Origin of the sequence: Hymenobacter psoromatis (genome assembly GCA_001596155.1) — a bacterium.
In the GTDB taxonomy this organism is placed as follows: domain Bacteria; phylum Bacteroidota; class Bacteroidia; order Cytophagales; family Hymenobacteraceae; genus Hymenobacter.
In genome coordinates this window covers 2439354-2466041 of record CP014771.1, presented here as the reverse complement: position 1 = coordinate 2466041, position 26688 = coordinate 2439354, and the positions used below count along the sequence as shown (strand labels likewise).

Annotated in this window: 21 protein-coding genes, 1 tRNA gene and 2 pseudogenes; 8 read left to right on the top strand and 16 right to left on the bottom strand. The window is 61.7% G+C overall.

What is annotated here, in order from left to right; genetic code table 11:
* The first annotated feature begins 85 nt into the window (after nt 1-85).
* The gene (locus A0257_10410; GenBank protein ID AMR27465.1) at nt 86-1033 is read left to right on the top strand and encodes a hypothetical protein; all 948 of its coding nucleotides are present in this window, start codon (nt 86-88) and stop codon (nt 1031-1033) included.
* Between the two features lie 123 nt (nt 1034-1156).
* On the opposite strand, the pseudogene A0257_10405 reads toward A0257_10410, so the two are convergent.
* Nucleotides 1157-2971, bottom strand: a pseudogene (locus A0257_10405) (hypothetical protein).
* A 172-nt stretch (nt 2972-3143) separates the two neighbouring features.
* Entirely contained in the window at nt 3144-5780 is a 2637-nt protein-coding gene (locus A0257_10400) for a cyanophycin synthetase (protein AMR29715.1), read from the bottom strand.
* Between the two features lie 418 nt (nt 5781-6198).
* Here A0257_10400 and A0257_10395 point away from each other — a divergent pair, with 418 nt between their 5' ends.
* Nucleotides 6199-6525, top strand: a complete 327-nt coding sequence (locus A0257_10395; GenBank protein AMR27464.1) for a hypothetical protein — start codon at nt 6199-6201, stop codon at nt 6523-6525.
* Between the two features lie 61 nt (nt 6526-6586).
* On the opposite strand, the gene A0257_10390 is transcribed toward A0257_10395, so the two are convergent.
* Nucleotides 6587-6660, bottom strand: a tRNA-Cys gene (locus A0257_10390).
* 109 nt (nt 6661-6769) lie between these two features.
* On the bottom strand, nt 6770-8662 hold the full coding sequence (locus tag A0257_10385) for a 30S ribosomal protein S1 (protein ID AMR27463.1): 1893 nt from the start codon (nt 8660-8662) through the stop codon (nt 6770-6772).
* Between the two features lie 804 nt (nt 8663-9466).
* Here A0257_10385 and A0257_10380 point away from each other — a divergent pair.
* The 4 genes from A0257_10380 (at nt 9467) to A0257_10365 (ending at nt 12127) form a co-directional block, all read left to right on the top strand.
* A complete protein-coding gene (locus A0257_10380; protein ID AMR27462.1) occupies nt 9467-9727 on the top strand; it encodes a hypothetical protein in 261 nt (86 codons plus the stop codon).
* Nucleotides 9721-10050 (top strand): transcriptional regulator, encoded by a 330-nt coding sequence (locus A0257_10375; GenBank protein AMR27461.1) that lies wholly within the window; start codon nt 9721-9723, stop codon nt 10048-10050. Before A0257_10380 ends, A0257_10375 begins: the two co-directional genes overlap by 7 nt.
* Nucleotides 10051-10116: 66 nt before the next feature.
* A complete protein-coding gene (locus tag A0257_10370) occupies nt 10117-10839 on the top strand; it encodes a hypothetical protein (GenBank protein ID AMR27460.1) in 723 nt (240 codons plus the stop codon).
* 190 nt (nt 10840-11029) lie between these two features.
* Nucleotides 11030-12127, top strand: coding sequence for a hypothetical protein (locus tag A0257_10365; protein ID AMR27459.1), 1098 nt, complete (start codon nt 11030-11032; stop codon nt 12125-12127).
* Here the strand turns inward: A0257_10365 and A0257_10360 are convergent.
* The 3 genes from A0257_10360 to A0257_10350 form a co-directional block, all read right to left on the bottom strand.
* Nucleotides 12089-13546, bottom strand: a complete 1458-nt coding sequence (locus tag A0257_10360) for a hypothetical protein (protein AMR27458.1) — start codon at nt 13544-13546, stop codon at nt 12089-12091. The genes A0257_10365 and A0257_10360 overlap by 39 nt on opposite strands.
* A gap of 133 nt (nt 13547-13679) precedes the next feature.
* Complete coding sequence (locus A0257_10355) at nt 13680-14252, bottom strand: hypothetical protein (GenBank protein AMR27457.1); 573 nt, start codon at nt 14250-14252, stop codon at nt 13680-13682.
* Between the two features lie 155 nt (nt 14253-14407).
* Nucleotides 14408-15637 (bottom strand): hypothetical protein, encoded by a 1230-nt coding sequence (locus tag A0257_10350; GenBank protein AMR27456.1) that lies wholly within the window; start codon nt 15635-15637, stop codon nt 14408-14410.
* Nucleotides 15638-15851: 214 nt separating this feature from the next.
* On the opposite strand from A0257_10350, the pseudogene A0257_10345 reads away from it, so the two are divergent.
* Nucleotides 15852-16697 (top strand): annotated as a pseudogene (locus A0257_10345) (arylesterase).
* Between the two features lie 271 nt (nt 16698-16968).
* On the opposite strand, the gene A0257_10340 reads toward A0257_10345, so the two are convergent.
* The 8 genes from A0257_10340 to A0257_10305 form a co-directional block, all read right to left on the bottom strand.
* Nucleotides 16969-17463: an HNH endonuclease gene (locus tag A0257_10340; protein AMR27455.1), complete on the bottom strand. Its 495-nt coding sequence runs from the start codon at nt 17461-17463 to the stop codon at nt 16969-16971.
* A 113-nt stretch (nt 17464-17576) separates the two neighbouring features.
* Nucleotides 17577-18731 carry a S26 family signal peptidase gene (locus A0257_10335; protein AMR27454.1) on the bottom strand — a complete coding sequence of 385 codons (1155 nt, stop codon included), beginning with the start codon at nt 18729-18731 and terminating at the stop codon, nt 17577-17579.
* 101 nt (nt 18732-18832) lie between these two features.
* Nucleotides 18833-19555 carry a 4-hydroxy-tetrahydrodipicolinate reductase gene (locus A0257_10330; protein ID AMR27453.1) on the bottom strand — a complete coding sequence of 241 codons (723 nt, stop codon included), beginning with the start codon at nt 19553-19555 and terminating at the stop codon, nt 18833-18835.
* A 408-nt stretch (nt 19556-19963) separates the two neighbouring features.
* On the bottom strand, nt 19964-20707 hold the full coding sequence (locus A0257_10325; protein ID AMR27452.1) for a hypothetical protein: 744 nt from the start codon (nt 20705-20707) through the stop codon (nt 19964-19966).
* Nucleotides 20708-20750: 43 nt separating this feature from the next.
* Nucleotides 20751-21668: a chromosome partitioning protein ParB gene (locus A0257_10320; GenBank protein AMR29714.1), complete on the bottom strand. Its 918-nt coding sequence runs from the start codon at nt 21666-21668 to the stop codon at nt 20751-20753.
* 143 nt (nt 21669-21811) lie between these two features.
* Nucleotides 21812-22033, bottom strand: coding sequence for a hypothetical protein (locus tag A0257_10315; GenBank protein ID AMR27451.1), 222 nt, complete (start codon nt 22031-22033; stop codon nt 21812-21814).
* Nucleotides 22034-22681: 648 nt separating this feature from the next.
* A complete protein-coding gene (locus A0257_10310) occupies nt 22682-23491 on the bottom strand; it encodes a chromosome partitioning protein ParA (GenBank protein ID AMR27450.1) in 810 nt (269 codons plus the stop codon).
* 253 nt (nt 23492-23744) lie between these two features.
* Complete coding sequence (locus A0257_10305; protein ID AMR27449.1) at nt 23745-24425, bottom strand: hydrolase; 681 nt, start codon at nt 24423-24425, stop codon at nt 23745-23747.
* 71 nt (nt 24426-24496) lie between these two features.
* Between A0257_10305 and A0257_10300 the strand changes: the two genes are divergently transcribed.
* Nucleotides 24497-26185, top strand: coding sequence for an ABC transporter substrate-binding protein (locus tag A0257_10300; GenBank protein AMR27448.1), 1689 nt, complete (start codon nt 24497-24499; stop codon nt 26183-26185).
* Here the strand turns inward: A0257_10300 and A0257_10295 are convergent, their stop codons facing one another.
* Entirely contained in the window at nt 26186-26662 is a 477-nt protein-coding gene (locus A0257_10295) for a hypothetical protein (GenBank protein ID AMR27447.1), read from the bottom strand.
* Nucleotides 26663-26688 lie beyond the last annotated feature (26 nt).

Sequence of the window (26688 nt, the reverse complement as noted above, 5' to 3'; positions counted from 1 at the left end):
GCGCGCCGCTACCCCCTGTCAATTGCCGTATAGCAACTTTTCCACCACTTAACCCGCACAAGCTAAAGCTTATGCCCCATTGCTTATGATTTCCAACCACGCTTCGCGGGCCAGCACGCCCGCTTTCATGGCCGTTGCGCCTGGCCTGCACGCGCTGCGCGACGTGTTCGTGAACCTCTACTACGCCGCCGCCGACCCGGCCCAGCCCGGTGGCGACTGGGTTTTGGTTGATACCGGCCTGGCCGGCTCAGCCGACAAAATCCGGCAGCACGCCGCCGAAGCTTTCGGCCCTACCCCCCCGGCGGCCATTCTGCTGACGCACGGCCATTTCGACCACGCCGGGGGCCTTGCGGGGCTGCTGGAGGCCTGGCCCAACGTGCCCGTATATGCCCACCCGCTGGAGCTGCCCTACCTCACCGGCCGCTCGGCCTACCCCCCGGCCGACCCCACGGTGGGCGGCGGCCTCATGGCCTGGAGCTCGTTTCTCTACCCCCGGCAGCCCTACGATTTCGGCGCGCGGGTGCGGCCGCTGCCCGCCGACCACACCGTGCCCGGCCTGCCCGGCTGGCGCTGGCTCCCTACCCCCGGCCACACGCCGGGCCACGTTTCGTTCTTCCGCGACGCGGATAAAGTGCTCGTGGCCGGCGATGCCTTCACGACGGTCGTCGGCGAGTCGGCCCTCGCCACCCTCACCCAAAAGCAGCAGGTCCACGGCCCGCCCGCCTACTTCACGCCCGACTGGGACGCCGCCCGCCGCTCCGTAGCCGCCCTGCTCGCCCTCGCGCCCGAGGTGGCCGCCACCGGCCACGGCCTCGCCATGCACGGCGAGGCGCTGCGCCAGCAGCTGGCCGACCTGGCGACCCACTTCGACACCGAAGCCCGGCCCAAAATCGGTCGCTACGCCCACGAGCCCGCTGTAGCCGATGCCAGCGGCGTGCGCTCGGTGCCGCCGCCGCTGGTGAGCCCCTGGCTCAAAGCGCTGGCCGTGGCCGGCGCGGTGGTGGGTTTGGTGGCGCTGCTGCGGAAAAAGTAGGGTGCGGGGCTTGCCCCCGCCCGTCGTTGAACAGTTCGGGTCCATCGTTGAACGAAACCGGCGCGAGTCGTTCAGCGATGGACCCGGTTTCGTTCAACGACGGGCGGGGGCAAGCCCCGCACCCTACTGCTTCGCCGCCCAGGCGTCCATCTTCTTTTCGAGCACGGCCAGCGGCATCACGCCGTCTTTCAGCAGCTCATCGTGGAAGTCGCTGAGCTTGAACTTGCTGCCCAGCGCCTTTTCGTAGCGGGTGCGCAGCTCGCGGATTTTGAGCTGGCCGGTTTTGTAGCTCAGCGCCTGGCCCGGAATGGCCATGTAGCGCTCAATCTCGGCCGTGGCCCCGTCCTCGCTGATGGGCTCGTTGTCCATCATGTACTTGATGGCCTGCTCGCGGGTCATGTTGCGCGAGTGCAGGCCGGTGTCCACCACCAGGCGCACGGCGCGGTGCATCTCGTCGCCCAGCGCGCCCATGTACTGATAAGGGTCGGTGTAGAGGCCCAGCTCCTTACCCAGGCTTTCGGAGTAGAGCGCCCAGCCCTCGCCCATCGCGCCGTACCAGGCAAACTGCCGGAACTTGGGCAGCTCCTGGTTTTCCTGCTGCAACGAAATCTGGTAGTGGTGGCCCGGAATGGCCTCGTGCAAAAACAGCGATTCCATGCCCGAAGTGGTGTTGAACTTCGTGGCGTCGGCAATCGGCACGTAGAAGATGCCCGGCCGCGTGCCGTCCGGCGAGCCGGGGTTGTATTCGGCCGAGGCCGAAGCTTCGCGGAATTTCTCGGTCTGCCGAATCTCGAACGGCGTCTTGGGTGTGTGCCCAAACATCTTCTTCAAATTCGGGTCAATGGTCGCCTGAATCTTGCGGAAGGCGTCCAGCACCTCCTTCGGCGACTTGTAGGGCATGAATTTCTTGTCCGTTTTGAGGTAGGTGAAGAACGCCGGCAAGTCGCCCTTGAAGCCGACCTGCGCCTTCACCTTCTCCATCTCGCCCTTAATGCGGGCCACTTCCGAGAGGCCGGTCTGGTAGATTTCGGCGGGCGTTCGGCTGGTCGTGGTCCAGTACGCCACGTCGTAGGTGTACATGGCCGGACCGCCCGGCACGGCCGCAATGCCGCTCGTGGCCCGCGATTTGGGCAGGTATTCCTTCTCCAGAAAATTACCCAGCTTCTGGTAAGTCGGCACTAGCTCGGTCATAATCGCCTTTTTATACGCCGCCGTAATGCGCTGCTTATCGGCGTCCGAAAAGTCCTTGGGCAGCATTTTAATCGGCCCATAAAAGAGCGACTTGCTGGGGTCCGTCACCACAATGTCCTTGCCGCGCATCTGCGGAATCATCTTCACCACCAGCGCTCGGGGCAGCACTACCCCCGCCCGCATCCCGCGCCGAAAATTGCCAATGGCCGAGTCGGCCCACAGCGTGTAGCCGTGGATGCGCCCCAGCCAGTTGTCGTAATCCTTCACCGTTTTAAACGGCTGATTGCCCTGCCCCGAGCCGTATTGCCCCAGCGTGAGGGGTAGGCCCCAAAACTGCTGAAACGGCAGCATCCAGGTGTTCAGCTTGAGCCCCGCCAGCCGCTGCTGCATCTCGTACTGGAAGATGTCGTAGCTGATTTTATCGTTGTCGTCCAGCGCGTTGCGGTCGTATTTCTCCAGCCGCCCCAAGTAGTTCTTATAGAACGCGCCGAGCGTGTCGCGCCACGCCTGGGTCTGGTCGTTGGGCAAAATATCGTTGTAGCGGCTGTCGCCCTGCCCCGTCGCGGCCAGCGGGTCCAGCCGCGACTGCTTGTCCCAGTATTGCCCGAACAGGCCATTCAGGTCCTTATTGGGGCCGCTGGCGGCGGTGTCGGCCGCAGCCTTTTCGGAGGAGGTTCAAGACGACTGGCAGGAGGCCGCCAGCCCTAAGGCAACGGCCGCCAGGGCAACTTGCGCGAGGTAGTTCATGGGTGGGAAGTTGGTTGTTGATTGTTAATCGGCTGTCATTAATGGTTTGTCATTGCGAGCAAAGCGAAGCAATCGCACCTGAACGACACTCACGCCAGTCGTGCGTCCATCGTTCAGGTGCGATTGCTTCGCTTTGCTCGCAATGACAAACGTCTTAGCCAGGACCCCGAAATCAGGAGCCCGATTCCGCCTCAAACGCATCGAGCTTGCGCAGCACGCTGGCGATATCCTCCGTCAGCAGCACCACCACCGCGCCGTCGGGCGCGGTAGCTAGCACGTGGTCAATGGCGGCCAGCTCGTTTTCGATGTAAGTAATCGGCAAGTCAGGCTTGTCGAGGCGTAGGCCGCGGGTCATAATCTCGCGCAATTGCTCGGCGGTTTTGCCGCGCAGGTCGCGGTCCTGCCGCAGAATTACTTCGTCGAAGATGCGGCCCGCGATGCGGGCAAAGCCCAGCGTGTCTTCGTCGCGCCGGTCGCCCAGGCCCGATACTACCCCAATCTTGCGGGTCGCCGTGGTGGCGTCCATAAACTCGGCGAAGCGCGTGATGCCGGCCGTGTTGTGGGCGTAGTCCACAATCACCTCAAAGCGCGGAAACTTGTACACGTTCATGCGACCCGGCGTTTTGGTGGCCGAAGGGATAAAGGTGCGGAAGGCGGTTTTAATCGCATCCTTGTCGAAGCCCGCCAGGTAGCCTGCCAGCGCGGCGGCCAGCGCGTTTTCGATGTTAAACGTGGCCCTACCCCCCAGCGTGACCGGGAACTCGGCCGCCCGGTCGATGCGCAGCTTGTAGGAGTTTTTGTAAATAGTGAGGTAGCCCTCTTCGTACACGGCCGCCACGCCGCCGGCCTCCACGTGCTCCTGAATGCGCGGATTATGCTCATTCATGGAGAAATAGGCCACCCGGCACTCCAGATTGCGGCCCATCTCATACACCAAGTCGTCGTCGGCGTTGAGCACGGCCCAGCCGTTTTTGCGCACCGTGCGGGGCAGCACGCCCTTCACGGCCGCCATTTCCTCCACGGTATGGATGTCGCGCAGGCCCAGGTGGTCGGCGGCCACGTTGGTCACCACCGCGATGTCGCAGGTGTGAAAGCCCAGGCCCGAGCGCAGCATGCCGCCGCGCGCCGTTTCGAGCACGGCGTAGTTCACGGTGGGGTCGCGCAGCACGAACTCGGCGCTTTGGCCGCCCGTGCAGTCGCCTTTTTGCAGCTGCACGCCCTGAATGTAAATGCCGTCGGTAGTCGTGAAACCCACTTTATAGCCTATGCTGGCCACCAGATGCGCGATGAGGCGCGTGGTCGTGGTCTTGCCATTGGTGCCCGTGACGGCAATAATGGGAATGCGGGCCATGCTGCCGGGCGGGAACAGCATGTCCACGACCGGCGCGGCCACGTTGCGCGGCAGGCCCTCGGTAGGCGCGATGTGCATCCGAAAACCGGGCGCGGCATTTACCTCAATCACCGCGCCGCGCGTCTGGTTCAGGGGAATGGCGATGTTGCTGGTCAGCATGTCGATGCCACAAATGTCGAGGCCCACGATGCCGGCCACGCGCTCGGCCAGCAGCACGTTGTAGGGGTCCACGAGGTCGGTTACGTCGGTAGCCGTGCCGCCGGTGCTGATGTTGGCGGTGCTCTTGAGGTATAGCGTTTCGCCGGCCGGCAGCACCGAGTCGAGGCTCAGGTCGCGGCCCTTCAGAATATCGAGCGTGTGCTGGTCGGCCTTGATAGCGGTGAGCACCTTCTCGTGCCCTACCCCCCGCCGCGGGTCCGTATTCACCTGGTCAATGAGCTGCTGAATGGTGAGCTGCCCGTCGCCGGTCACGGCGGCCGGCGTGCGCCGGGCGGCCGCGATGAGCTTGCCGTTCACCACCAGCAGGCGGTGGTCGTCGCCCTCCACGAACTGCTCCACAATCACGGCCCGCGAGTACTCCTTGGCGGCTTTCAGGCCCGCCACGGCATCTTCCCAGTTCATGATGCGGATGGTGGCACCCTTGCCGTGGTTGCCGTCGAGCGGCTTGGTCACGAGCGGAAAGCCCAGCTCCTCAATGGCGTCGCGCAGGCCATCTTCCGAATACACCGTGGTGCCGCGCGGCACCGGCACGCCGCCGTCTTCCAGCATGGCCTTGGTGCGGTTCTTATTGCCGGCCACCTCCACGCCCGCGTGCGAGGTGAGGTTGGTAGTAGTGGCCCAGATGCGGCGCTGGTTCACACCGTAGCCCAGCTGAATGATGTTGCTGTTTTTCAGCTGGATATACGGAATGTTGCGCGAGGCGGCCTCCGCCACGATGCTCCAGGTGCTGGGGCCAAAAAACTCTTCCTCCCGAATGTCGTGCAGCTCGTCGATAACGGGCTTGAGGTCAAATTCTTCGCCGTTGGCCAGCGCCTCCACCAGCTCCACGGCGGCCTGGGCGGCATAGCGGCCGGCGCGCTCCTCCTGGTAGGCAAATACTACGTACTCTACCCCCTCTTCGCGGGCCGGGTAGCTCTTGCCCCAGAACACCGGCATGCCGGCCCGGCGCTGCAGCTCCAGCGCCACGTGTTGCATAACGTGGCCCAGCGGCTCGCCGTCGGCCAGCTGCTCCCGCGTGAGGGGCGGGTGCTTGGCCAGCTGCTTGCTGGAGTGCTGGCTTAGCTCGTGTGGCTGCCCAATCTCGGGCAGCAAGGCCGTCAGGCGGTCGGCAAAACCCGCCAGGGTATTGCTCCACTCGCCGGCAAATTTTTGTAAATCGACTTTACATACAATGAGTCGGTAGTGCTTCACCGACCAGTAGCTCGGGCCGCGCATGGTGCGCAGGTCAATAATCTTCATATAGCCAGGGCAAGAGTAAGCCGCCGGGCTCAGCCAGCGGCTTAGCAATGTAGGCACGGCGGGGCTTATTCGGGTGCCCATAGCCCCATCGTAGCCAGCAAAGCAGCCCAAGCGCGCCGCGCTGGCGGCCCTACCCCCCTTCAGCATGAGGAAGTGGCTGTGAATTCAAAGAGCGCCGCTTTCAGCGAAAATAAAACGCTAACTAACTGCTGTTACGCCACGGGGAGTAGCGCGAACTTTGTAGTTCGCGTCCCCGCGCCATTAAAGCCAGTATTAACGGTGCGGGAACACGAACTACCAAGTTCGCGCTACTCCCCCTTGCCATCTCGAATAAGATAGGGCGTAATATCAGTAAATAATCAACAAATTATGCTACGCCTTCGTAAAGGGTGGAGGTAGTAACTGCTTGATACCTACCATGTGCTGCTTTAGCACCTTGACGGCCAGCCGGCCGCGCATCTACTTCATTCCTAAGCCTGAACTCCCTATGATTGTGCCTATCAAAACAATTCTTATCGCTACCGCTCTGAGCATAGGGCTGGTTAGCTGCTCACGTGGTATCAGTGGCGTGAATTCCAGTGACCCCTACATCGCGCAGCAGGCCCAGAAGGCCCAGACCCTAAAAGACCAGGTTGATACCCAGAAAAAGCTGGTTGATGCCGAAAAGCAGAAACTGAAGGCGCTGCAGCTGCAGCTCGACGGTGCCAAGCAGAACCTCAAAGGCCGCAAGATGACCAGCAGCTAGCATTTCGATACCAACTCAACAAAAAATCCCCACCCGGCAGCTGCCGGGTGGGGATTTTTTGTTGAGGTAACGGGCGGATTCGAACCGCCGTAGGAGGTTTTGCAGACCTCTACCTAGCCGCTCGGTCACGTTACCGGCTTGGGGGCACAAAGGTACGAAAAAACCCTGCATTGCCAAACCGCCGGCCACAAAAAAGCCCCGACCTCGCGGCCGGGGCTCCTTGTTTTACCCTGCGTCAATCGCCTTAGGCGATGTCCGCGTTGTCGGGCGACGGGCCAGCCAGGGGCACATCGGCATCGACACGGGCCTTCAGGCGGTCCTCGGCGGTCTGGCGCTCGGTGGTGGCCAGCTGGTCGCGCAAGGCGCTGAGGGCGTCGAGGTCGCCGAGGGTGTTCTTGTCAGCGGGCTTCTTGAGGTCACTCAGTTTGCCTTCGCCCTGGGCCTGGCCGCCGGCGGGGGTTTTCTTCGTGAACTTCGAGTTGGAGGTGCCGCGGTTGCTTTCATCCTCTTTGTTGTACACCGCGGTGTGCGAGAGCACGATGCGGCGGTCATCCTTCGAGAACTCCGTTACGCGGAAGTCCAGCTGCTCGCCGTTTTCGGCGTTCGAGCCATCTTCCTTTACCAAGCCCTTGGGGTAGGCGAAGCCTTCGATGCCGTAAGGCAATTCGAGCACCGCGCCACGGTCCGACTTCTCGGTGATGGTAGCCTTGTGGACCGAGCCGGGGGTGAACACCGTCTGGAAGGTATCCCAGGGGTTTTCCTCCAGCTGCTTCACGCCCAGGGCGAGGCGGCGGGCCGACATATCCAGCTCTAGTACTACTACGTCGAGCTTGTCGCCAACTTTTACCACTTCCGAAGGGTGCTTCACTTTCTTGGTCCACGACAGGTCCGACACGTGCACGAGGCCGTCCACGCCTTCTTCCAGCTCCACGAAGAGGCCGAAGTTGGTGAGGTTGCGAACCTGGCCACTGTGCTTGGTACCCACGGCAAACTTGTTGGCGAAGTCGCCGCGAGTCCACGGGTCTTCGGTCAGCTGCTTGATACCCAGGCTCATCTTGCGGTCTTCACGGTCGAGGGTCAGCACTACTGCCTCCACGATGTCGCCCTGCTTGATGAAGTCCTGCGGGTTGCGCAGGTGCTGGCTCCAGCTCATTTCCGAAACGTGGATGAGGCCTTCGACGCCCGGCACCACTTCCATGAATGCGCCGTAGTCGGCCACGTTCACGATGCGGCCCTGCACGCGCGAGCCGGGACCGAGGTCGGCCGGCAGCGAATCCCACGGGTGCGGCGTCAGCTGCTTCAAGCCCAGCGAGATACGCTTCTTGGCCTCGTCGAAGTCCAACACAACCACGTTGAGTTTCTGGTCGAGCTGCAATGCCTCGCTCGGGTGAGCGATGCGGCCCCACGAAATGTCCGTGATGTGCAGCAGACCATCGACCCCGCCCAAGTCGATGAACACGCCGAAGTTGGTCATGTTCTTGATGTTGCCTTCCAGAATCTGACCTTTTTCGAGGTTGTTCAGGATGGCTTCGCGCTGCTGCTCCAGGTCCTTTTCGATGAGGACTTTGTGCGACACCACCACGTTGTCGAAAGCGGCGTTGATTTTCACCACCTTCACTTCCATGCGGCGACCCACATAGATGTCGAAGTCGCGGATGGGTTTCACGTCGATTTGCGAGCCGGGGAGGAAAGCTTCTACGCCATCCATCTCCATGATGAGGCCGCCTTTGGTGCGGCGCTTCACCACGCCTTCCAGCACGGTATCATTCTCCAAAGCCGCGTAAATCGCGTTCCAGGCCTGCTTGATTTTCGCCTTTTTGCGGCTCAGGATAAGCTGGCCGTTGGCATCTTCCTGGTCTTCAATGAACACGTCAACCTCGTCGCCGATTTTCAGGTCGGGCAGGTCGCGAAATTCGCTCAGCGGCACGAGGCCATCCGATTTGAAGCCGATGTTCAGAATAACATCGCGGTCGGTCATGCCCACCACGGTGCCTTTAATTACCTCTTCCTCCTGAACGGTGGTGAGGGTGTCGCTGTAGAGCTTTTCCAGCTCGGCGCGCTGCTCGGCGTTGTAATTACCGCCAAAGCCGCCTTGTCCGACATTGTCCCAGTCGAAATCGTCAACCAATTCTGCCATGTGATGCGGGTTCCTAAACTACTGAACGCCACCGCCGGAACCCAGGGCGAAGCGCATTTTGGGTTGGTTCCGAGGGGGTAAGCCCCCGACCTGCCGCCTTGACAGGGCCGCAAAGGTACGGATTTTCAGTGGGTTTTGCTAGTCCCGATACTCTCTTGATGGATATGAATTAGCACTTGCCTGCAAATAGGTTGCATTAACGCGTACGCTTGCGCAAGCCGTTGCAATAGCTTGCCGATTGGCCGCGTTATCCGGTGCAAGAAACCAGAATTTTACAGTTCGTTGAGGGCCATAAAATGTTAAGGTCTTTTCGTAGCTTGCCTGTCCCCGCCAGCCTTTTTCGGGCCGTTTAGGCATATGATAATCTATAGTGACTGTACGCTCAATGCTGTTTGCTGCAAAGCGCTCGATTACAGTCAAGCCCATATTTCTAGCAGCCAAGTCTGCTCGCTGACGATTCTCATCAGCATGCATTCGCCATGATACTGTTCTTTGTTCTGGGTCAGGATATGCCTTGGCATAAACCGAGACGATGATAGAGGAATCCTGATTATGGTAAAAACTGCCGGCTTCGCCATAATCGCTCAGCTCATAGTCGCCAGGCCAAAGTATTGGTTTACTGTATGTGAGGGGGCTATCGGGCAGGGCGAACGATATATTACCTTTAGCCAGATACACACGTTGTTCAGCTAGCTTTGACTGTGAGCATGAAGCAAGCATGCCTAAAGCACCTAGCAAGAGGAGCACAAACTTCTGCATAGGGAGTAGTCTTTTTAGTAATTACTTTGTGCGTACATTCGTGCTATGCACACCCGTATTATCCGCGTCGGCAACTCGCAAGGTATTGTGTTGCCCAAGAAACTGCTGCAACAGTACCACCTAAGCGGCGAAGTTGACCTGCGCCCTACCCCCGATGGATTGCTCATTGCTCCGGTAATGCGCTCAGCCAGAGTAAACTGGGAGGCCCAGATGCAAGCCGCCCTAGCCGTCGGCCAGGAGCCGGAAGGCGAATTGCTGGAAGGCTTCTCGGATGCCGATTTTGAGGAAACCGAGTGGCAATGGTAGCCGCGCCCCAGCGCTTCGAGGTATGGCTGGTGAACCTCGACCCCACGCAAGGCAGCGAAATCAACAAAACGCGGCCGTGCGTAGTCATTTCGCCCGATGAGCTGAACCGCCACCTGCGCACCGTTACCATTACGGCGCTCACGAGTAGCCAGCGCGCTTACCCGTCGCGGGTCGATTGCAAGTTTCAGGGCAAAGCCGGGCAGGTAGCGCTCGACCACATCCGGTCGGTGGATAAAACGCGTCTGGTGCGCAAGCTGGGGGCTTTGGAAGCGGTTACGGCGCAGGCAGTTTGCGCCCGGCTTGTAGAGTTGTTTCACTACTAAGAAGGTCGCCGGCCGCGCCAACCCAGGGGGTAGGAAGCCGTTGCTTTGCAGAAACCCAACTTCCCCATGCCGGACGCCTACCCCCCCACCGCGCCCGTCATCAGCCTCATCATCCCCACGTTTAATGAGGCGGCCACTATTGTCGCGCTGCTGGCCTATTTACGTCCCGAGCTGGACCGCGCCACCGAGCTGCTGGTGGTGGACGGCGGCAGCACCGACCCTACCCCCCGGCTGGCGGCCGAAGCCGGCGCGCGCGTGCTGCGCAGCCCCCGCAAGGGCCGCGCCGCGCAGCTCAACCACGGCGCGGCGCACGCCGGCGGGGCCATTCTGTACTTTCTGCACGCCGATTCCTACCCCCCGCCGGGCTTCCTGGCCGACATTCGGCGGGCGGTGGCGGCGGGCGCGGGCGCGGGGTGCTACCGCCTGGCTTTCGACCATCCGCACTGGTTTTTGCGGCTCAATGCCTGGATGACGCGCCTGCCGCTGACGGTTTTTCGGTTTGGCGACCAGAGCTTATTCGTTGAAAAAGAGCTGTTTGAGCGCGTAGGTGGCTACCGCGAGGACCTGTTGGTGATGGAGGACCAGGAAATTGTGGCGCGGCTGCGGCGAGCGGCCCCGTTTCGGCTGCTGCCGCGGGTGATAGTCACGTCGGCGCGTAAGTATTTGGCCAACGGCGTGTTCCGGCTGCAAGGCATTTTCGCGCTCATCGTGCTGCTTTATAAAGCGGGCGTGCCGCAGGCGCGGCTGCTGCGCGTGTATCGGGCGCTGGTGCGACAAGGCAAACTTTAGCTCGCCGGAAAATAGGTGGTAAGCTTTAGCTTGTTGACTGATTGCCAGCACGTTCGTAAATCGGTGCCTTTTCCAAAGACGGCAAGCTAAAGCTTATCCTACACTTTTCTTTACAGCTTATAGGCAAAATCTAACGCCAGCCCAGACTAAACGCATTTGGCTAGCGTGCTATCAGCAGACCTTTGCGGGCATGTCCCTGCTCACGCACTTGGCCGAGGTACCCGATTTTCGCCAGCCTGGCCGCAATTTTCGTCACCCACTGCTTTCCATTCTCGTTATCAGTGTATTAGCCGTCTTGTGCGGGGCCGACGATTTCGAAGATATAGCCGACTTCGGCCAGCAAAAACAGGTTCCCCTAGCCCGCCACCTGGCCCTGCCCCACGGCGTGCCCGCCGCCGACACGTTCCGCCGCGTCTTTCAGCACCTGGACGCGGCGGCTTTCAACGCCGCCTTTTTGAACTGGGTACGCCAGTTGCTGCCCGCCCCGGTTGCCGCCCAGGTCTGCGTGGACGGGCAGACGTTGCGCGGCAGCGGCCCGCAGGCGCTGCACGTAGTCTCGGCCCTGGCCCGCGCCGAGGGCCTCTGCCTGGCGCAGGTGGCGACCAGGGGCAAGGGGCAGGAATTGGCCGCTATTCCCGACGTGCTGGCCCTGCTGGACTTGTCGGGCGGGGCGCTCGTCAGCCTCGATGCGCTGGGCTGCCAGCCCGCCATCGCCGCCCAGCTTGGCAACCAGGGTGGCCATTACCTGCTGGCCCTCAAGCAGAACCAGCCCACTCTGTGCGCCGAGGCCGAGCGAGCGTTGGCCGGCGTTCGGCCCCAGGCTGAGGCCACTGGCTGGGCCAGCCACAACACACCCGTGCACTGGCAAGTGGCCGTGCAGACCGACCTGCGCTGGGTCAACGAGGATGGGCGCTGGCCGCAGCTGGCGGCCCTGGTGCGGGTGGAAACGGTGCGCTATCCGGCCGGTAGCCCGCCCCAGGCCCAGCCCCCGCGCTACTACCTCAGCAGCCAGCCTGAGCTAACGGCGGCCCAGGCCCTGACGGCCGTGCGGGGACACTGGGCCGTAGAAAACCAACTGCACTGGCACTTGGATGTGACCCTGCGCCAGGACGCCCACCGCCTACGCGACGAGCGAGCCGCCGAAAATCTGGCCCTGGTGCGCAAAATGGCCCTAAATCTGCTGCGCGCCGATCCCTCGTCCGGCAGTCTGAAAGTCAAGCGCAAGCGCTTGGGCTGGAGTGATACCCATTTAGAGGCCCTCTTGGCCCAGATTGCCAAATGCGTTTAGTCTGAACGCCAGCCGGGCCAGCGGCGAAATGTCGCGCTGGCGCACTACCAATTGCTGGTTTATGCGCGCGGCGGTGGGGTAGGGATATATTTTGTCGAAGAGCGCGTCCACGCCGAGGCCGCTGCTGTTGGCCAAAATCAGTTCCTGCACGAGCTCGCCCGCGCCGGGGGCCACCATCGCCCCGCCCAGCAGGCGGCGCTTGGTGCCGGGCAGCAGGTTTTTTTCGACGAAGAGCAGCAGGCGACCATACTGATAGTCGTCCACCACAGCGCGGTCGTCGGCGGCGAAGTCGGTTTCCCAGCGCTCGTAGGCAGTGCCGCGCCGATCGAGCTCGGCAGCATCGAGGCCAAAATGCGCCACCTCGGGGTCGGTGAACGTGACCCAGGAAAAGTGGTCGTAGTCGAGCTTTTTCTTGATGGGCGAGAAGAAATTGAACAGCAGCAGCCGCATGTGCAGCTCGGCCCCGTGGCTGAATTTGAGCGAGTTGGCCGCGTCGCCGGCTGCGAAAACGGCGGGGTTGGTGGTTTGCAAATGCTCATCGAGCACCAAGTGACCGTGCGTATTCAGCCCTACCCCCCCCTTTTCGAGCTGCAAGCCATCGAAGCCCACCTCGCGCCCAATGGCCACGTACACCGCGTCAAATTCGATGCTGGTTTCGCGGCCGTCGGCGTGCCGAAGCTGCACCGTGTTGGCGTTCGGGAAGGCGGTTATTTCGGCTTCCAGCTGAAAATCAATTCCTTCGCCGCGTAGCCGCTCTAGTAGCACGGCGCTGATGCCGGGGTCTTCTTTTTCTAAAATCTGTTTGGCCGAATGCACCACTGTGACCAGCGCTCCGAGGCGCTGCATGGCCTGGGCCAGCTCCACGCCGTTGGGGCCGCCGCCCACCACCAGCAGGCGGGCGGGCAGCTGGCGCAGGTCCCACACGCGCTGGTTGTCGTAGTGCGCCACCAGCTCGGCGCCGGGCACCGCGAGCTGGCGGGGCCGCGAGCCGGTGGCAATCACGATGCGCCGGCCGCGGTGCGTGCGCCCGTTCAGCTCAATTTCGTGCGGCCCCGCGAAGCGCGGCTCGCCAATTTCGACCGTAACGCCTTGCTCGCGCAAAGAGTCGGGGTTTTCGTGGCGGCGGATAATGGCCTGGCGCTCTTGCACGTAGTCCATCACCCGGCCCAGGTCAGCGGGGCCGCTCACCTGCACGCCAAAGCGCGCCGCTTGCCGGGCCTGGTGCACCTGCCGCGCCGCGTGAAGGAGTGCCTTGCTGGGCACGCAGCCGTGGTTGAGGCAGTCGCCGCCCACGTCCTGCGCTGTTTTGTCAATCAGCAACACGCTGAGCCCAGTCTTTGCCATAAACAAGGCCAGACCAAGACCTGCCGAGCCCGCGCCCAGCACAATGAGCTCAAAATCAACCGCTTCGTTGGCCATGATAGGGGTAGGGACTTTAGTAGCGCGAAGTTTCCACTTCGTGCGTGAGCGCAGCGAGCATGGCGGGGCCGCACGGCGCGAACGACGATGTTCGCTCTGCTCGCGCATGAAGTGGAAACTTCGCGCTACTGCTTTACGAGCGGGCGCGCCAGGCAGCCAGGTCGTCGGCCGTGTCCACGTCGGCGAGGGGAGATAGGAGGGCCACGCGCAGGCCCAGGCGCGCTGCATCGGCCAGCGTGGCGGGGCACACGCTGGCGGTGCTCCATTCTTTTTCGAGGCAAAAATCAGAAATTAATCCCTTCATTCCCAGTAAGTAGTAGCCGCCATCGAGCGCGGGACCCAGCACTACGTCTTGCGCGTCGAGCTGCGCGAAAGCCTGGTCGAGCAGCTCCGTAGTAAGCTCGGGGCAGTCGGTGCCGATGATGACGGCCTTAGTGGCACCGGCCGCGAAAGCCGTGGCGAAGGCCGTGTGCATCCGCTGGCCCAGGTCGCCGGCCGGCTGCGGGTGCTGGGCATAGCCGGGCCAGTAGTCGGGCGCGTCGGGGGTAGGGGCACCGGCCAGCCACACCGTTTTGGTGGCAGAGACGCCGGCCGTGGCGGCGCGGGTGTGGGCCAGCAACTCGTGGTACACGGTCAGCGCGGCGGCGGGGCCGATGGTGCTGGCCAGCCGCGTTTTGCCCTGGCCCAGCACCGGGTGGCGCGCCATGATGAGCAGGTGGGAAGTAGTTGGCAAGGAATAGTGAGTGATGAGCAATTAAAACGTTGGACGCGCCTTACTCGGGCCGGCGCAACAGGCGCGCCGCCAGCAGCGCGCCCACGGCCAGCGGTCGCTGAGCCGAGTAACCCGCTGAGCGCGGCCCCTCAACGTGCGGCTACCCCGCTGCCGGGCAGCGGCAGGCCCTCGCGCAGCAGCGGCCGCAGCTCCGACAGGAGTAGGAAAACCCGGATTTCGCCCTGGGCATAAGAGGCGATTTCGTAGGGCTGGTAGATGAATACCGCGCCGCCTTCGGTCAAAAACACGTTGTGCGTGAGAGGCATCTTATTCACCAGCAGTTGCTTATCGAGCGGCTCATCGGCTTGCAAACCCACCAGCGGGCGCACGGCGCGGGCCAGCAACGCAGGTAGCTGCTGGGCCGCCGCCAGCTGAAAAATATCGGCGTAGCGCAGGCGGCGGCCGGTGCGCAGGTCGTAGCTGGCACCGATGGTGCCGTAGCTGCCGTGCGCCCCGCCGCTGTAATCGTAGCTGAGAAAGCCCAGGCTCAGCAAGTTGCCTTGCTGGTAGAGCACATGGGCGGCCGTCTGGTTTTCGTAAGTGAGGCCGGGGGCATAGGCCCCAATGCCGGCCGTGTCGGCGGGGGTAGGGCGGCTGTCGGCGGCATCTTCGCGGTAGCTCTTAAAATAGTCCCGCCGCTGCTGCTTATACAGCGCGGCCAGGCTGACGCTGGGAATACCGTCGATAGTGTCGCCGCGCAGGCCGCGTAGCATACTGGTTGTCAGGGCTTGGCGTACTGCCTCGGGTAGGCCCACGGGCACCAGGGCCTGCACGCTCAGGTGGGCCTTGGGCGACCTGGCCTCGCGCGGAAAGGCCGCCAGCGAGTCGGCGAAGTAGCGCACCACGAAGGTGAGCGCCCCGGCCGCCAGCCGTACCAGCCGCAGCCGCACCGGTGCCTGCCCCACCGTGCCGGCCAGGTTGCCGCCCGGCTGCCGGCGCAGGCGCCAGTACAGGCTGCTGCCATTGGGGTCGATGGCTTTTTCGGGGCTGATTTCGAATAATACTACGCTATCGGGGGCCGCGCTGGGTTGGCCTTGCAGCGTGTAGGGACGGCCATTGGAGCCGTAGTAGCTGCCGAAGCGGCCCGCCGTGCCGGTGGCATCAAAGCCGCGCGGGGCCGTGACGAGGTGCAGCGTCAGGCTGTCGGCTTGGCCGGGCAGCCGGGTGCGATATACCTGATAGTCAGTGCCGGCCGAGTTGGCCGGCGCAGCAGCCGGCCGGGCTTCGGTAGTTTGGGTAGGGGTAGTAGTTGAGGTGGTTTGAGTGTTGCAGCCCGCCAGACTCACCAGCCCCGCCAAGGCACAGAAAAAGCGTTTCATACCTCAAAAGACGGGTGCAGCGCGTGATTGTGGTCGACGCCCGCGCTTTCGAGGAGTAAAAACAGGTTTATTTTTCTACCTCATGACTGATTAACTGGCGTAGCTAACAATAAATCAGCGTGGTTCACCATAAAATAACGCCCAGGCTAATCCTTGCCCTTGGGCTTTGCGTAAATCCAAAAAACTCCTTCCTTTTCCACTTTTCCCTACCCCCATGAATCTCCTCAAAGTCGGCCAGGATGCCCAAGGCAAAGACATCAACCTCAATTATTACGACTACGGCCAGGGCAACCCGATTGTACTCATCCACGGCTGGCCCCTGAGCGCGGCTTCCTGGGAATACCAGCTGGCCGAGCTGCCGCTGCACGATGTGCGCGTGATTGCCTACGACCGCCGCGGTTTCGGCCAGTCGTCGAAGCCCTGGGATGGCTATAATTATGACACGCTGGCCGACGACCTCAAGGCCGTGCTCGATGCCCTCAACCTCCAGAACGTGACCCTGGTAGGGTTCTCGATGGGCGGCGGCGAAGTGGCCCGCTACATGAGCCGCCACCACGGGGCCCGCGTGAGCAAGGTGGTTTTCGTGAGTTCCGTGACGCCCTTCATGCTGAAAACGGACAGCAACCCCTCGGGCGTTGATAAGGCGGTTTTTGATGACATGATGGAGAACCTGGGCAAGGACCGTTTCGGCTTCCTGTCCGACTTTGGCAAGAAGTTCTACGGCCAGGGCGTGCTCTCGCACCCCGTGAGCCAGGGTGTGCTCGACTGGTCGGCCAGCCTGGCTTTTCCGGCGTCGCCCCGCGCCACTTCGCAGTGCGTGAAGGCTTTCGGCGAAACCGACTTCCGCCAGGATATGCAGGCGATTCACGTGCCCGCGCTGTTCATCTACGGTACTTCCGACGACATTGTGCCCCCGGCCACGGGTGCCGAGGCCGCCGCGCCGATGGTGCCCGGCGCGCAGCTCGTGGCCTACGACGGCGAGCCCCACGGCCTGCTCATTACCGCCAAAGACCGCCTCAACCGCGACCTGCTCACCTTCGTAAATGGCCAGCCAGTGCAATCGTACTACGACCAGGAGGAAATGTCGGGCAACATGCCCCGCCGCAACCAAAACAACGCCGCGCTCGCCGGTAATGCTCCCGCGCCGGCCACTTACTAAGTAGTTGGTCAAGAGTAAGTAGGTAGAAAAAGAACGTCATCCCGAGCTTGCCGAGGAATCTCGCCCGCAGTCGTTGGAGCCTCGTTCCACGATGCGAGCGAGATTCCTCGGCAAGCTCGGGATGACGTTCTATTTAGTCCAGTACTTTCAACTGTCTGGTTAAGCTAATTCCCTACCCCAGGTAGGCGTGCCAGTTCTGGTCGAGGGTGCCAGCCGAGAGCTTGAGAAAGCCGGCGAGCGTGGGCTTTTTGGGCTGCGTGCGCAGGGGCATGTTGGCCTCCGACGGCGTGCGCTGGCCTTTGGCGTGGTTGCAGCGCGAGCAGGCCGTGATGAGGTTAGTCCAGCCCGAGTCGCCGCCGCGCGAGCGGGGCAGCACGTGGTCGAGGGTCAGCGTTTTGGTCGAGCCGCAGTACTGGCACTCGTACTGGTCGCGCTTGAAAATATTGTGGCGGCTGAGCGCGATGCCTTTGTAGGGCACGCGCACGTAGCGCGCCAACCGGATGATGCTGGGCTTGGGGTAGGCCTGCGAAACGGTGCGCATGGTGCCATGCTCCGACTTGGCCACCATTTCAGCCTTGTCCAGGAATAATAATACAAAAGCCTTCTGCACGCTGCATAAGGTAATGGCGGTGTAATCGCCATTGAGTACGAGCACTTTCTGGTCCATATACGGTAGGCGAAAACTAGAGGCTGCAAGCTACTAGCTAATCCGCATAAGAACAAAGGCCCGCGGCGGAATGATTCCGCCGCGGGCCCTTGGATTCTACCAAGGGGGTAGGGCTACTTAATAGTGTGGAACAGCCGGCTCCAGCGCACCTTGTGGGCGGCGTCGCCGAAGGGGTCGAGCGAGAGCCAGATGAGTACGGCCTTACCCACCACGTGGTCTTCGGGCACGAAGCCCCAGAAGCGCGAATCTTCCGAGTTGTGGCGGTTGTCGCCCATCATCCAGTAGTAATTCTGCTTGATGGTGTAGCTGGTGAGCGGCTTGCCATCCTGCAAAATCATGCCGTCGGGGCCCCAGGTAATGTTTTTATTATGCTCGTACTGGCTCACGATTTTGTAATAAATCGCGGCGTTGCCGGGCGAGAGCGCTATCGTCTGGCCTTTTTTGGGAATGGGCAGCGGGCCGTAGTTGTCGAGCTGCCACCGGCGCTGCACCGCGCTCATGGCTCCTGAGCCGTGGAAATCGGCCACGTCGGGGAAGAGCTGCACGGCGGGCGCCGTCACGGTCAGCGACTTCACGTAGGGCTGCTTTTTGAAGTACTCAGCCACGGCCGCCGGGCAGCTGATGACGTAGCCCAGCTGGCCGGTTTCGGGGTTGGTGCCAGCCCCCGGAATGCCGTCGGGCTGGTCGTAGTCCACTACCCCCTGGTCGTGTAGCGCCTGGCGCACTTCGTCGTTGGGCGTTTCCACGGCCATGAAATACGTGGTTTGGGGCGAGCCCGCGATGGTGCCGGGCTGGCCATTCAGGAAAATCACGCCGTTGCGAATCTCCAACGTGTCGCCCGCGATGGCAATGCAACGCTTGATGTAGTTGGTGCGCAGGTCGGCCGGAAACTGCTGCTCGTGCGGCACATGGAACACCACCACGTCGTTGCGCTTAATCGAACTGAAACCCGGAAAGCGGTACGTGGGCAATTGAATGAGGTCGGAGTAGCTCTTGAAGCCAAAAACCGGCACCGTCTGGTGCGTGAGCGGCACCTGCAAGGGCGTTTGGGGCGTAAGCGGGCCATAGTGCAACTTGCTCACGAACAGGTAGTCGCCCACCAGCAGCGAGTGCTCCATGCTCGGCGACGGAATGACGTAGGCCTCAAACGTGGCCCAGCGAATGAGCGTGGCCGCGATGACCGCAAACAGCAGGGAATCGACCCACTCGCGGCTCTTGGTTTTGGGCGGCCGGGGCGGGGCAGTAGGGTCAGTTTTGCGAACGAGCATGAAACGGGGGGTAGGCTTTAGGCTACCAGTAGAATATTTAGCAAATAAACAACGCCGCCAGTCATTGCTTCGTCGGTCTTCCTCGCAATGGCCGGCGAATTTTACAGCCCCAGCAGCTCCTTCATGCCAAACACACCGTGGCGGCCGGGCAGCCACTCGGCCGCCAGCAACGCGCCCAGCGCGAAACCCTCGCGCGAGTGGGCCTCGTGGCGCAGCTCAATGGTGTCGGCGCTCGACACGTAGCGCACCTCATGGGTGCCCACCACCTCGCCCAGCCGCTCGCTGAGCACGGCCAGCTCATGCGGAGCCTGGGCCGGCGCGTTGCGCCAGGTGGTTTTGGCCGGGAAGTGGGCCAGGATGCCTTCGGCCGCCGTGAGGGCGGTGCCGCTGGGCTGGTCCACTTTATGCACGTGGTGAATCTCCGTCACCTGCACGTCGTAGCCGGCCGCGAACTGGTTCATCTTGGCCGCGATGTACTCGTTGAAGTGAAAAAACAGGTTCACGCCCACGCTGTAGTTGGAGGCGTAGAAGAGCGCACCGTTGGTCGCTTCGACCAAGGCCTTGGCCTCGTCGAAGTGGTGCAGCCAGCCCGTCGAGCCGCACACCACGGGCAGGCCCTGGCGCAGGCAGGCCGCCACGTTGGCGTAGGCCGCCTCGGGGTGGGTGAACTCGATGGCCACCTCGACCTGCGCCGGCGTGAAGTCCTCGATGCGCTGGCTGGAAGTCTGGTGGTCCACGATGCCCACGATTTCGTGGCCCCGGCTGGTAGCCAGGCCGGCTATCGTCTGCCCCATTTTGCCGTAGCCGATTAAAAGGATGTTCATTTTCTGATATTTTAGGCTGAGCCGCCCCTGAACTATGCCGCGCTTTTCCCGTATCTTTGACTTAGAAAAAAGTAGGGGGACCTCGCGGCCCCCCTACCCCTTCTTAGGTTAGCGGTGCAGAAGCAAGTAACTTGCGCCTACTACTACCAACCACCGGGTAAGCCGCACGAGCAGCTTGACCGGTAACCGGAGGATGATTACAACGTAATCACCTTCCGAACGTGGCTTGTTCTCCATTGGACTTGCGGTTTATGGAGTTCGAAAACCCCCTCGAAGCCCGTGGCACCAACCACGGGCTTCGCCTTTTTCAAGGCACCGTGGAGGCGGGAGACCAATCTCCACGCTTGGGCAAAGATAGGCTTAAAAAGAGGGCGAAGCGGGCTAAATGCGCATCGGCAGGCCAGTGGCCTACCTGGCCCGTAGCGTCAGGGACAAGCCGGCCGCGAGCCCCAGTTGCCCCGGCACCGGCAACAGCACGGGCTGCCAGTTCAGCGAAAGATTATCGCTCACGTCGAAGCCGTAGAGGTGCGCATCCACCACCGCATCCAGAATTTGCAGGCCGTAGCCCAGCGCTCCAACTATAATGAACAAGTCGCGGTAGCGGCGATAAAAGATGATGCCCGTCTGGATATTGGTAGCCGACGTTTCCTTGCTCGCATTTGGATAATCGCTGGTATTTAAAAGCACGGAGGGCAGCACCGAAGGTTGCAAAGCAGTAATCGCGTAGGCCTTGGAGTATTCACTATAGTGCTGTTGGTAGAAGACTTCCACCACGCCCAGGGTACCCAGCATGCCATACACGATGGGCAGCTTCCAGTATTTATGGTTGTAAATCTGCCCCGCGCCGGGCAGCAGGGCCAGATAACCCGCCTTTTCGGGCCGCGTGAGGTGCAGGCCAAACAGCCGCTCGGTGCGCTTGGCCGAGTCGGCGGCGGCCAGGGCGCGCTTCTCCTTCTTGCTGATTTTGCGCACCGTGGCCGTGTCGGGCCGCACCACGGTGGGCTTGTTCAGGCCGGTGCCCGTGCCCAGCGGGTTGGGCGTGGTAGTGGGATACTGCGCCTGGGCCGCGTGCGGGCCAGCCAGCAGCAGCAGCAAGCCTAGCAGCCAGCCCAGGCCACGAAGGGGGGGTAGGGAACGCGAAGAATTTTTCATAAGCAAGCCGCTAACGCCCACCGGCACTCACGTAGTGCGGCACCTATGCAGGTTGCAGAATGTGCAGAATACGTTGCATATCCTCCACCGAATCGAAGGAAATCTTGATTTCGCCGCGGCCCTGCGCACCCGGCCGCAGCTGCACCTTCGAGCCAAAATGGTCGGTGAGCTGGCGCTCGGTGCGGCGCAGCTCGGCCACGGGCACCACCGGCGTGGGCTGCGGCTTGGGGCTGCTACCCCCCGTGGGCCGGCCGAAGCCGCCGCGCACGATTTCCTCCACGCGGCGCACCGACAGGTCTTCGGCCACGATGCGCTTGTACAAATCGACCTGCTGCTGCGCGTCCTCAATAGTGATGAGGGCGCGGGCGTGGCCCATGCCAATCACTGAGTCGCGCAGGCCAATCTGAATGCTGGGTGGCAGCTTGAGCAGGCGCAGGTAGTTGGTCACGGTCGAGCGGTTTTTGCCCACGCGCTCACCCAGGTCTTCCTGGCGTAGCTGGCACTCGCTGAGCAAGCGCTGATAGCTGAGGGCAATCTCAATCGCATTCAGGTTTTCGCGCTGAATGTTCTCAATCAGCGCCATTTCCAGCATCTGCTGGTCGTCGGCCTTGCGGATGTAGGCCGGAATGGTGTCCAGGCCGGCCAGCTTGCTGGCTTGCAGGCGGCGCTCGCCCGAGATGAGCTGGAACGAGTTGGTGCCCAGCTGGCGCACCGTTACGGGCTGAATAATGCCCTGAATCTTGATGCTGTCGGCCAGTTCGGCCAGCGCCTCCTGGTCGAAGTGCGTGCGCGGCTGGTAGGGATTAGCCTCAATGTAGCCCACCGCAATCTGGCCGACCGAGTTCACGGGGTGGGGCACCAGGCGCTGCTCGCGGTCGCCTTTGTGCTCGTAGCTCCCCTCAATCAGCGCGTTGAGGCCCCGGCCCAGGCCGCCAACCTTGCGCTTGGCCACGCCGGCCACGCCGGGATTGGCGTTGAGGGCCGCCTGAATTTTCTCTTCGTTCTTCTCTACTGACATACTAACATCGGCGCGGCCCAAAAGGCAAGCCGCGGCCGAAGGTCAAAATTACGCCGTAGCGGGCGAAGGGCAAGCCGGGCCGTAATTCAATACGACCAGTGCCCGCGGTCCGATGAATGGCGCAGGCAGGCGCGAATCATTTCGGGCGTCAGCTCCGGAAAATCGCGCAGCAAAGCCGCTTCCGTCATCCCGCTGCCAAGCCATTCAAGTATATCCGCCACGCCGATGCGAGTGCCGGTGAGGTAGGGCCGCCCCCCGCGCACGGTCGGGTCGGAGCTGATGAGGGGATTACGGGGATGGGTGGGCATAGCGTCAATTAATTTTATATAAATTTCTTTTAACTTAGCGCTAATACTTTTATCACTTCGCACACCCCAATCGGCTTTCCTTCCAGAAAATATCCTCGTACTCCTGTCCTGATATGCTGGCGGTGAAAATCCCGTCTTTTAGGATTGACGATAAACATATCGGCTTGGCCAACTGGTGAGAATGGGCCATTGGGAATTCTTTGACCATCCGGGTCTAGAAATTCTGGCCAAATCATCCATGTTTCTGCTGCCCCTTCGTAGCGAAAATCCCAACGGACGTGCTGATAAGCAGGTGTTCTACGGCCGCCTTCTTCAGTTGTAAATAAGCGATAAGTAACGCGAAAATCAGCTTCCCGACCAGTTACTTCAGTGTAAGGCTCTAGGCAATCAGCAGTGTATAATTGACAGGCGCGGATGAGTTCAGCAGTTACTTCTGGAAAATCTAGCTGGATTTCAGCCTCGCTCATGCCATGTTTTAGCCAGCCCAATACATCATGTACGCTGATGCGTGTACCAGCTATGCAAGGCCGCCCAAATCGAATTTCAGGGTCAATGCCGATGAGTGGATGAGCAATTGAGGCAAGCATACAGGTCTAGCTTAGGCTAAATCGTAATGGCGCGGACACGCGAACTACAAAATTTGCGCTACTACGCCAGCTCGTCCTCCGCAGCCTCCTCGGGGCGGGCCTCCACGCTGTTCTTTTCTACAATCTCGCGGGCCAGGTTGAGGTAGCTCACGGCGCCTTTACTTTCGGCGTCGTGCAGGATGACCGGGATGCCGAAGCTCGGCGACTCGCTTAGCTTCACGTTGCGCGGGATGATGGTGTCGAACACGAGCTGCTGAAAGTGCAGTTGCACTTCCTCCACCACCTGGTTGCTGAGGCGCAGGCGCACGTCGTACATCGTGAGCAGGATGCCTTCGATTTCGAGGTTGGTATTGAGGCGGCTCTGAATTATCTTAATGGTATTCAGAAGCTTACCCAAGCCTTCGAGGGCGAAGTACTCGCACTGCACCGGGATGATGACCGAGTGCGCCGCCGTGAGGGCGTTCACCGTGATGAGGCCCAGCGAGGGCGAGCAGTCGATGATGATGAAGTCGTAGAGGTCGGCCAACGGGCGCAGGGCCTCCTTCATCTTTTCCTCGCGGTTGGGCAGGTTTATCATCTCCACCTCGGCGCCCACCAGGTCGATGTGCGAGGGCATGAGGTCGAGGTGGGGTAGGATGTTGGTTTGCAGAATAATATCCTGCGGGTCGATGCCATCGACCATACACTCATACACGCTGTTTTCGATGTCTTTAGGGTCGAAGCCCACGCCCGAAGTGGCATTGGCCTGCGGGTCGGCATCGACGAGCAGCGTCCGGTAGTCCAGCGCCGCCAGGGAGGCTGCCAGGTTAATGGCCGAGGTGGTTTTGCCGACGCCGCCCTTTTGGTTGGCTACCGCGATAATTTTGCCCATAACAACAAACTGTATAACTAGAAAACGCGCTGCGCGAAGGAATAAAGCCAGTCGGGACCGGCATCGTTCAATCTACAAAATAAGGCTAAAAAAACTGGATTAGCCAAGCGTGCGGTCATAATTGCACAAGCCTGTCATTGCGAGCGCAACGAAGTGAAGCGCGGCAATCTTTCCTAATCGTCAGGGTAGTAACCTAAACGTGCAGGAAAGATTGCCGCGCCTCACTTCGTTGCGCTCGCAATGACAGACGGTTTTACAGTTCCACCGACTCGCCGATGCGCAGCAGGCGCAGGTTTTTGCCAGCGGCTTTAGCCTCGGCCAGCGCGGCCGCGTGGTCGATGGCGATAACCGGGAAGGTGTCGTAGTGCATGCCGATAATCTCGGTGGTGCCTACCCAGTCGGCGGCCACCAGCGCGTCGGTGATGCCCATCGTGTAGTTGTCGCCGATGGGCAACAGGGCCACATCTACTTTATGGCGGTCTTTGATGAGCTTGAGGTCGTAGGTCAGGGCCGTGTCGCCGGCGAAGTAAAACGTCTGGCCTTCAGTGGTTTTGATAACGAAGCCCATCGCCACGCCGGCATACGAGCCATCGGGGAACGAGCTGCTGTGCGCCGCCGCCACGCAGTGCACCGTGCCGAAGGGCAGGGCCACTTTGCCGCCCAGGTTGGTGCCAATCACGTCGAGGCCCTTGGCACCGAAGTAGCCGGCTATCTCGGCGATGGCCAGCACTTTAGCGCCGGTGCGCTTGGCAATGCTCTCCACGTCGGCAATGTGGTCGCCGTGGCCGTGCGAAACCAGGATGTAGTCGGCCTCAATGGCATCCACATTAATGTCTTTGGCCAGCGGATTGGGGCTGATGAACGGGTCGAACAGCACGCGGAGGCCGCCAATAGTGGCTAGGAACGAGGCGTGGCCGAAATAAGTAAGCTGCATAAAAGGGGGTAGGGATAAGTCGAAAAGCGGGCCAACGCGGCCCCTACCTTTGCAACCGACACCCCAAACAGATGTTTCTACACGAATTGCGTTTTCGTTGGTCCGCCCGGCTGGCCGTGGCCGCTGGCCCGGCGCTGCTGGCTGGTTGCGGCAGCCCCAGCCTGTCGGCGGCCGACGAGCGCCGGGTATTTCGCTACAACCAGCCCGAGGCACTCACCTCGCTCGACCCCGCCTTTGCCCGCAACCAGGCCAACGGCTGGGCCGTGGCGCAGCTCTACAACGGCCTGCTGGCGCTGGATTCGACCCTGCAACCCGCGCCCGCGCTGGCTCGCCGCTACCAGATTTCACCCGATGGATTGACGTACACGTTCTGGCTGCGGCGCGGCGTGCGCTTCCACGACAACGCGGCGTTTGGGGGGGGTAGGGGCCGGGCAGTGGTGGCCCCTGATTTCGTGTATTCGTTCCGGCGCTTGTTCGATGCCAAAACGGCTTCGCCCGGCGGCTGGATATTTCGGGGTAAAGTACTGGAAAACAGTAAGAGTGAAATCAGCGACACCTGCTTCGTGGCCGTGAACGACTCGACGCTGCGCATTCACCTCAAAGCGCCGTTCATTCCGTTTCTTAGCCTGCTCACCATGCCCTACGCCTACGTGGTGCCGCATGAGGCGATAGAAAAATACGGCAAGGACTTTCGCGAGCACCCGGTGGGCACCGGGCCGTTCCAGTTCAAGGTCTGGGATGAAGGCAACGTGCTGCTTTTCCACCGCAACCCCACCTACTGGCGCAAAGACAAGCAGGGCCGCCCGCTACCCTACCTCGATGCTGTGGCCATCAGCTTCATCGCCGACCGCAAGACGGAGTTTCTGACCTTTTTGCAGGGCAAGCTGGACTTTCTGAGCGGCATCCGCGAAGGCTCGCGTGACCTGATTCTGAACCCCGACGGCTCGGTGCGGGCGGATTTCCGAGGCCGCTTCAACCTCCAGAAAGCACCCTACCTCAACACCGAATACCTGGGCTTTCAGCTCGATAGCACCCACCTCACCGGCGAGCAGGCGGTGCAGGGCCGGGCCCTGCGCGACCGCCGCGTGCGCCAGGCCTTGAGCTACGCCATCAACCGGCCCGAAATGCTGGCCTACGTGCTCAACCACATGGGGCGGGCGGGCACGTCGGGCTTCGTGCCGGCGGCCCTACCCTCCTTTTCGGCGGCCAAGGTGCCCGGCTACACCTTCCAGCCCAACCGGGCGCGGGCGCTGCTGGCGGCGGCCGGCTACGGCCCCCAGCACCCGCTGCAATTGCGCCTCAGCACCGTGGCCGAGCGCAAGGCCGTGGCCGAATACCTACAAAAAAACTGGGCCGACGTGGGCGTGCGGGTTCAGATTGATATCAACCAGTCGGCCGCGCAGCAGGAGCTGGTGGACAATGGCCGCACCTCGTTCTTCACCAAAAGCTGGCTCGGCGACTACCCCGACGCCGAGAACTACCTGGCGCTGTTCTACTCGCCCAATTTCAGCCCCGCCGGTCCCGACAAAACGCACTATAAGTCAGTCGAATACGACCAGCTTTACCAGCAGGCCATCCGGGAGCAGGACGCGGCCCGGCGCACGGCCCTCTACCAGGCGATGGACCGCCTGGTGGTGCGCGACCAGCCGGTTATCTCGCTCTATTACGACGAGCTAATCCGCCTCACCCAGCGCAACGTGCGCGGCCTCGCCCCCAACCCCATGAACCAGCTGCTGCTGGAGCAAGTGCGTAAAGAATAGCTACTTGTCCATCCCAATGCCCGCCAGCGGGTCGAGCCGCGCCTGCAAGTAGCTGATGTAGCTTTTCAGGTTATCCGGAATTCCTTCCTCCGCAAAAACTGACTTGGCGGGCTGCCCGGCTGGGTGCACCGTGATAAGCGTGGCCGGCAGGTCGGAAGTGTTGCGCGAGTACCGCTCCTCCAACTGGCTGAACCGGATGCGCTGGGCTTCGGCCAGCATGTTCGCTACCACGGAGGGGGGTAGGCGCAGCGTGTGCTTGCCCAGCACCGGCACAAAGCGCTGGCCCTCATACTCAACCCGCCCATCGGCAAAGACAGTGGCCGTGTAGGCCGGGCAGGTGCCGTAGCACGGCGTGCGCTGAAATACCAGCACCGGCCCGGCCTGCACCGGGGGGGTAGGGGCCGTGACGGCGGAAATACTTTGCTGAGGCATTTTTTTGTGGGCGCAGGCGGGCACCGCGAGCGCAAAAACGAGCAACCAGAGGTAAGAACGCATAAAAAAGA

Coding starts and splice junctions, on each gene's coding strand:
- A0257_10410 (AMR27465.1), top strand. CDS start 86: ATGATTTCCAACCACGCTTCGCGGGCCAGCACGCCCGCTTTCATGGCC.
- A0257_10400 (AMR29715.1), bottom strand. CDS start 5,780: ATGAAGATTATTGACCTGCGCACCATGCGCGGCCCGAGCTACTGGTCG.
- A0257_10395 (AMR27464.1), top strand. CDS start 6,199: ATGTGCTGCTTTAGCACCTTGACGGCCAGCCGGCCGCGCATCTACTTC.
- A0257_10385 (AMR27463.1), bottom strand. CDS start 8,662: ATGGCAGAATTGGTTGACGATTTCGACTGGGACAATGTCGGACAAGGC.
- A0257_10380 (AMR27462.1), top strand. CDS start 9,467: ATGCACACCCGTATTATCCGCGTCGGCAACTCGCAAGGTATTGTGTTG.
- A0257_10375 (AMR27461.1), top strand. CDS start 9,721: ATGGTAGCCGCGCCCCAGCGCTTCGAGGTATGGCTGGTGAACCTCGAC.
- A0257_10370 (AMR27460.1), top strand. CDS start 10,117: ATGCCGGACGCCTACCCCCCCACCGCGCCCGTCATCAGCCTCATCATC.
- A0257_10365 (AMR27459.1), top strand. CDS start 11,030: ATGTCCCTGCTCACGCACTTGGCCGAGGTACCCGATTTTCGCCAGCCT.
- A0257_10360 (AMR27458.1), bottom strand. CDS start 13,546: ATGGCCAACGAAGCGGTTGATTTTGAGCTCATTGTGCTGGGCGCGGGC.
- A0257_10355 (AMR27457.1), bottom strand. CDS start 14,252: ATGGCGCGCCACCCGGTGCTGGGCCAGGGCAAAACGCGGCTGGCCAGC.
- A0257_10350 (AMR27456.1), bottom strand. CDS start 15,637: ATGAAACGCTTTTTCTGTGCCTTGGCGGGGCTGGTGAGTCTGGCGGGC.
- A0257_10340 (AMR27455.1), bottom strand. CDS start 17,463: ATGGACCAGAAAGTGCTCGTACTCAATGGCGATTACACCGCCATTACC.
- A0257_10335 (AMR27454.1), bottom strand. CDS start 18,731: ATGCTCGTTCGCAAAACTGACCCTACTGCCCCGCCCCGGCCGCCCAAA.
- A0257_10330 (AMR27453.1), bottom strand. CDS start 19,555: ATGAACATCCTTTTAATCGGCTACGGCAAAATGGGGCAGACGATAGCC.
- A0257_10325 (AMR27452.1), bottom strand. CDS start 20,707: ATGAAAAATTCTTCGCGTTCCCTACCCCCCCTTCGTGGCCTGGGCTGG.
- A0257_10315 (AMR27451.1), bottom strand. CDS start 22,033: ATGCCCACCCATCCCCGTAATCCCCTCATCAGCTCCGACCCGACCGTG.
- A0257_10310 (AMR27450.1), bottom strand. CDS start 23,491: ATGGGCAAAATTATCGCGGTAGCCAACCAAAAGGGCGGCGTCGGCAAA.
- A0257_10305 (AMR27449.1), bottom strand. CDS start 24,425: ATGCAGCTTACTTATTTCGGCCACGCCTCGTTCCTAGCCACTATTGGC.
- A0257_10300 (AMR27448.1), top strand. CDS start 24,497: ATGTTTCTACACGAATTGCGTTTTCGTTGGTCCGCCCGGCTGGCCGTG.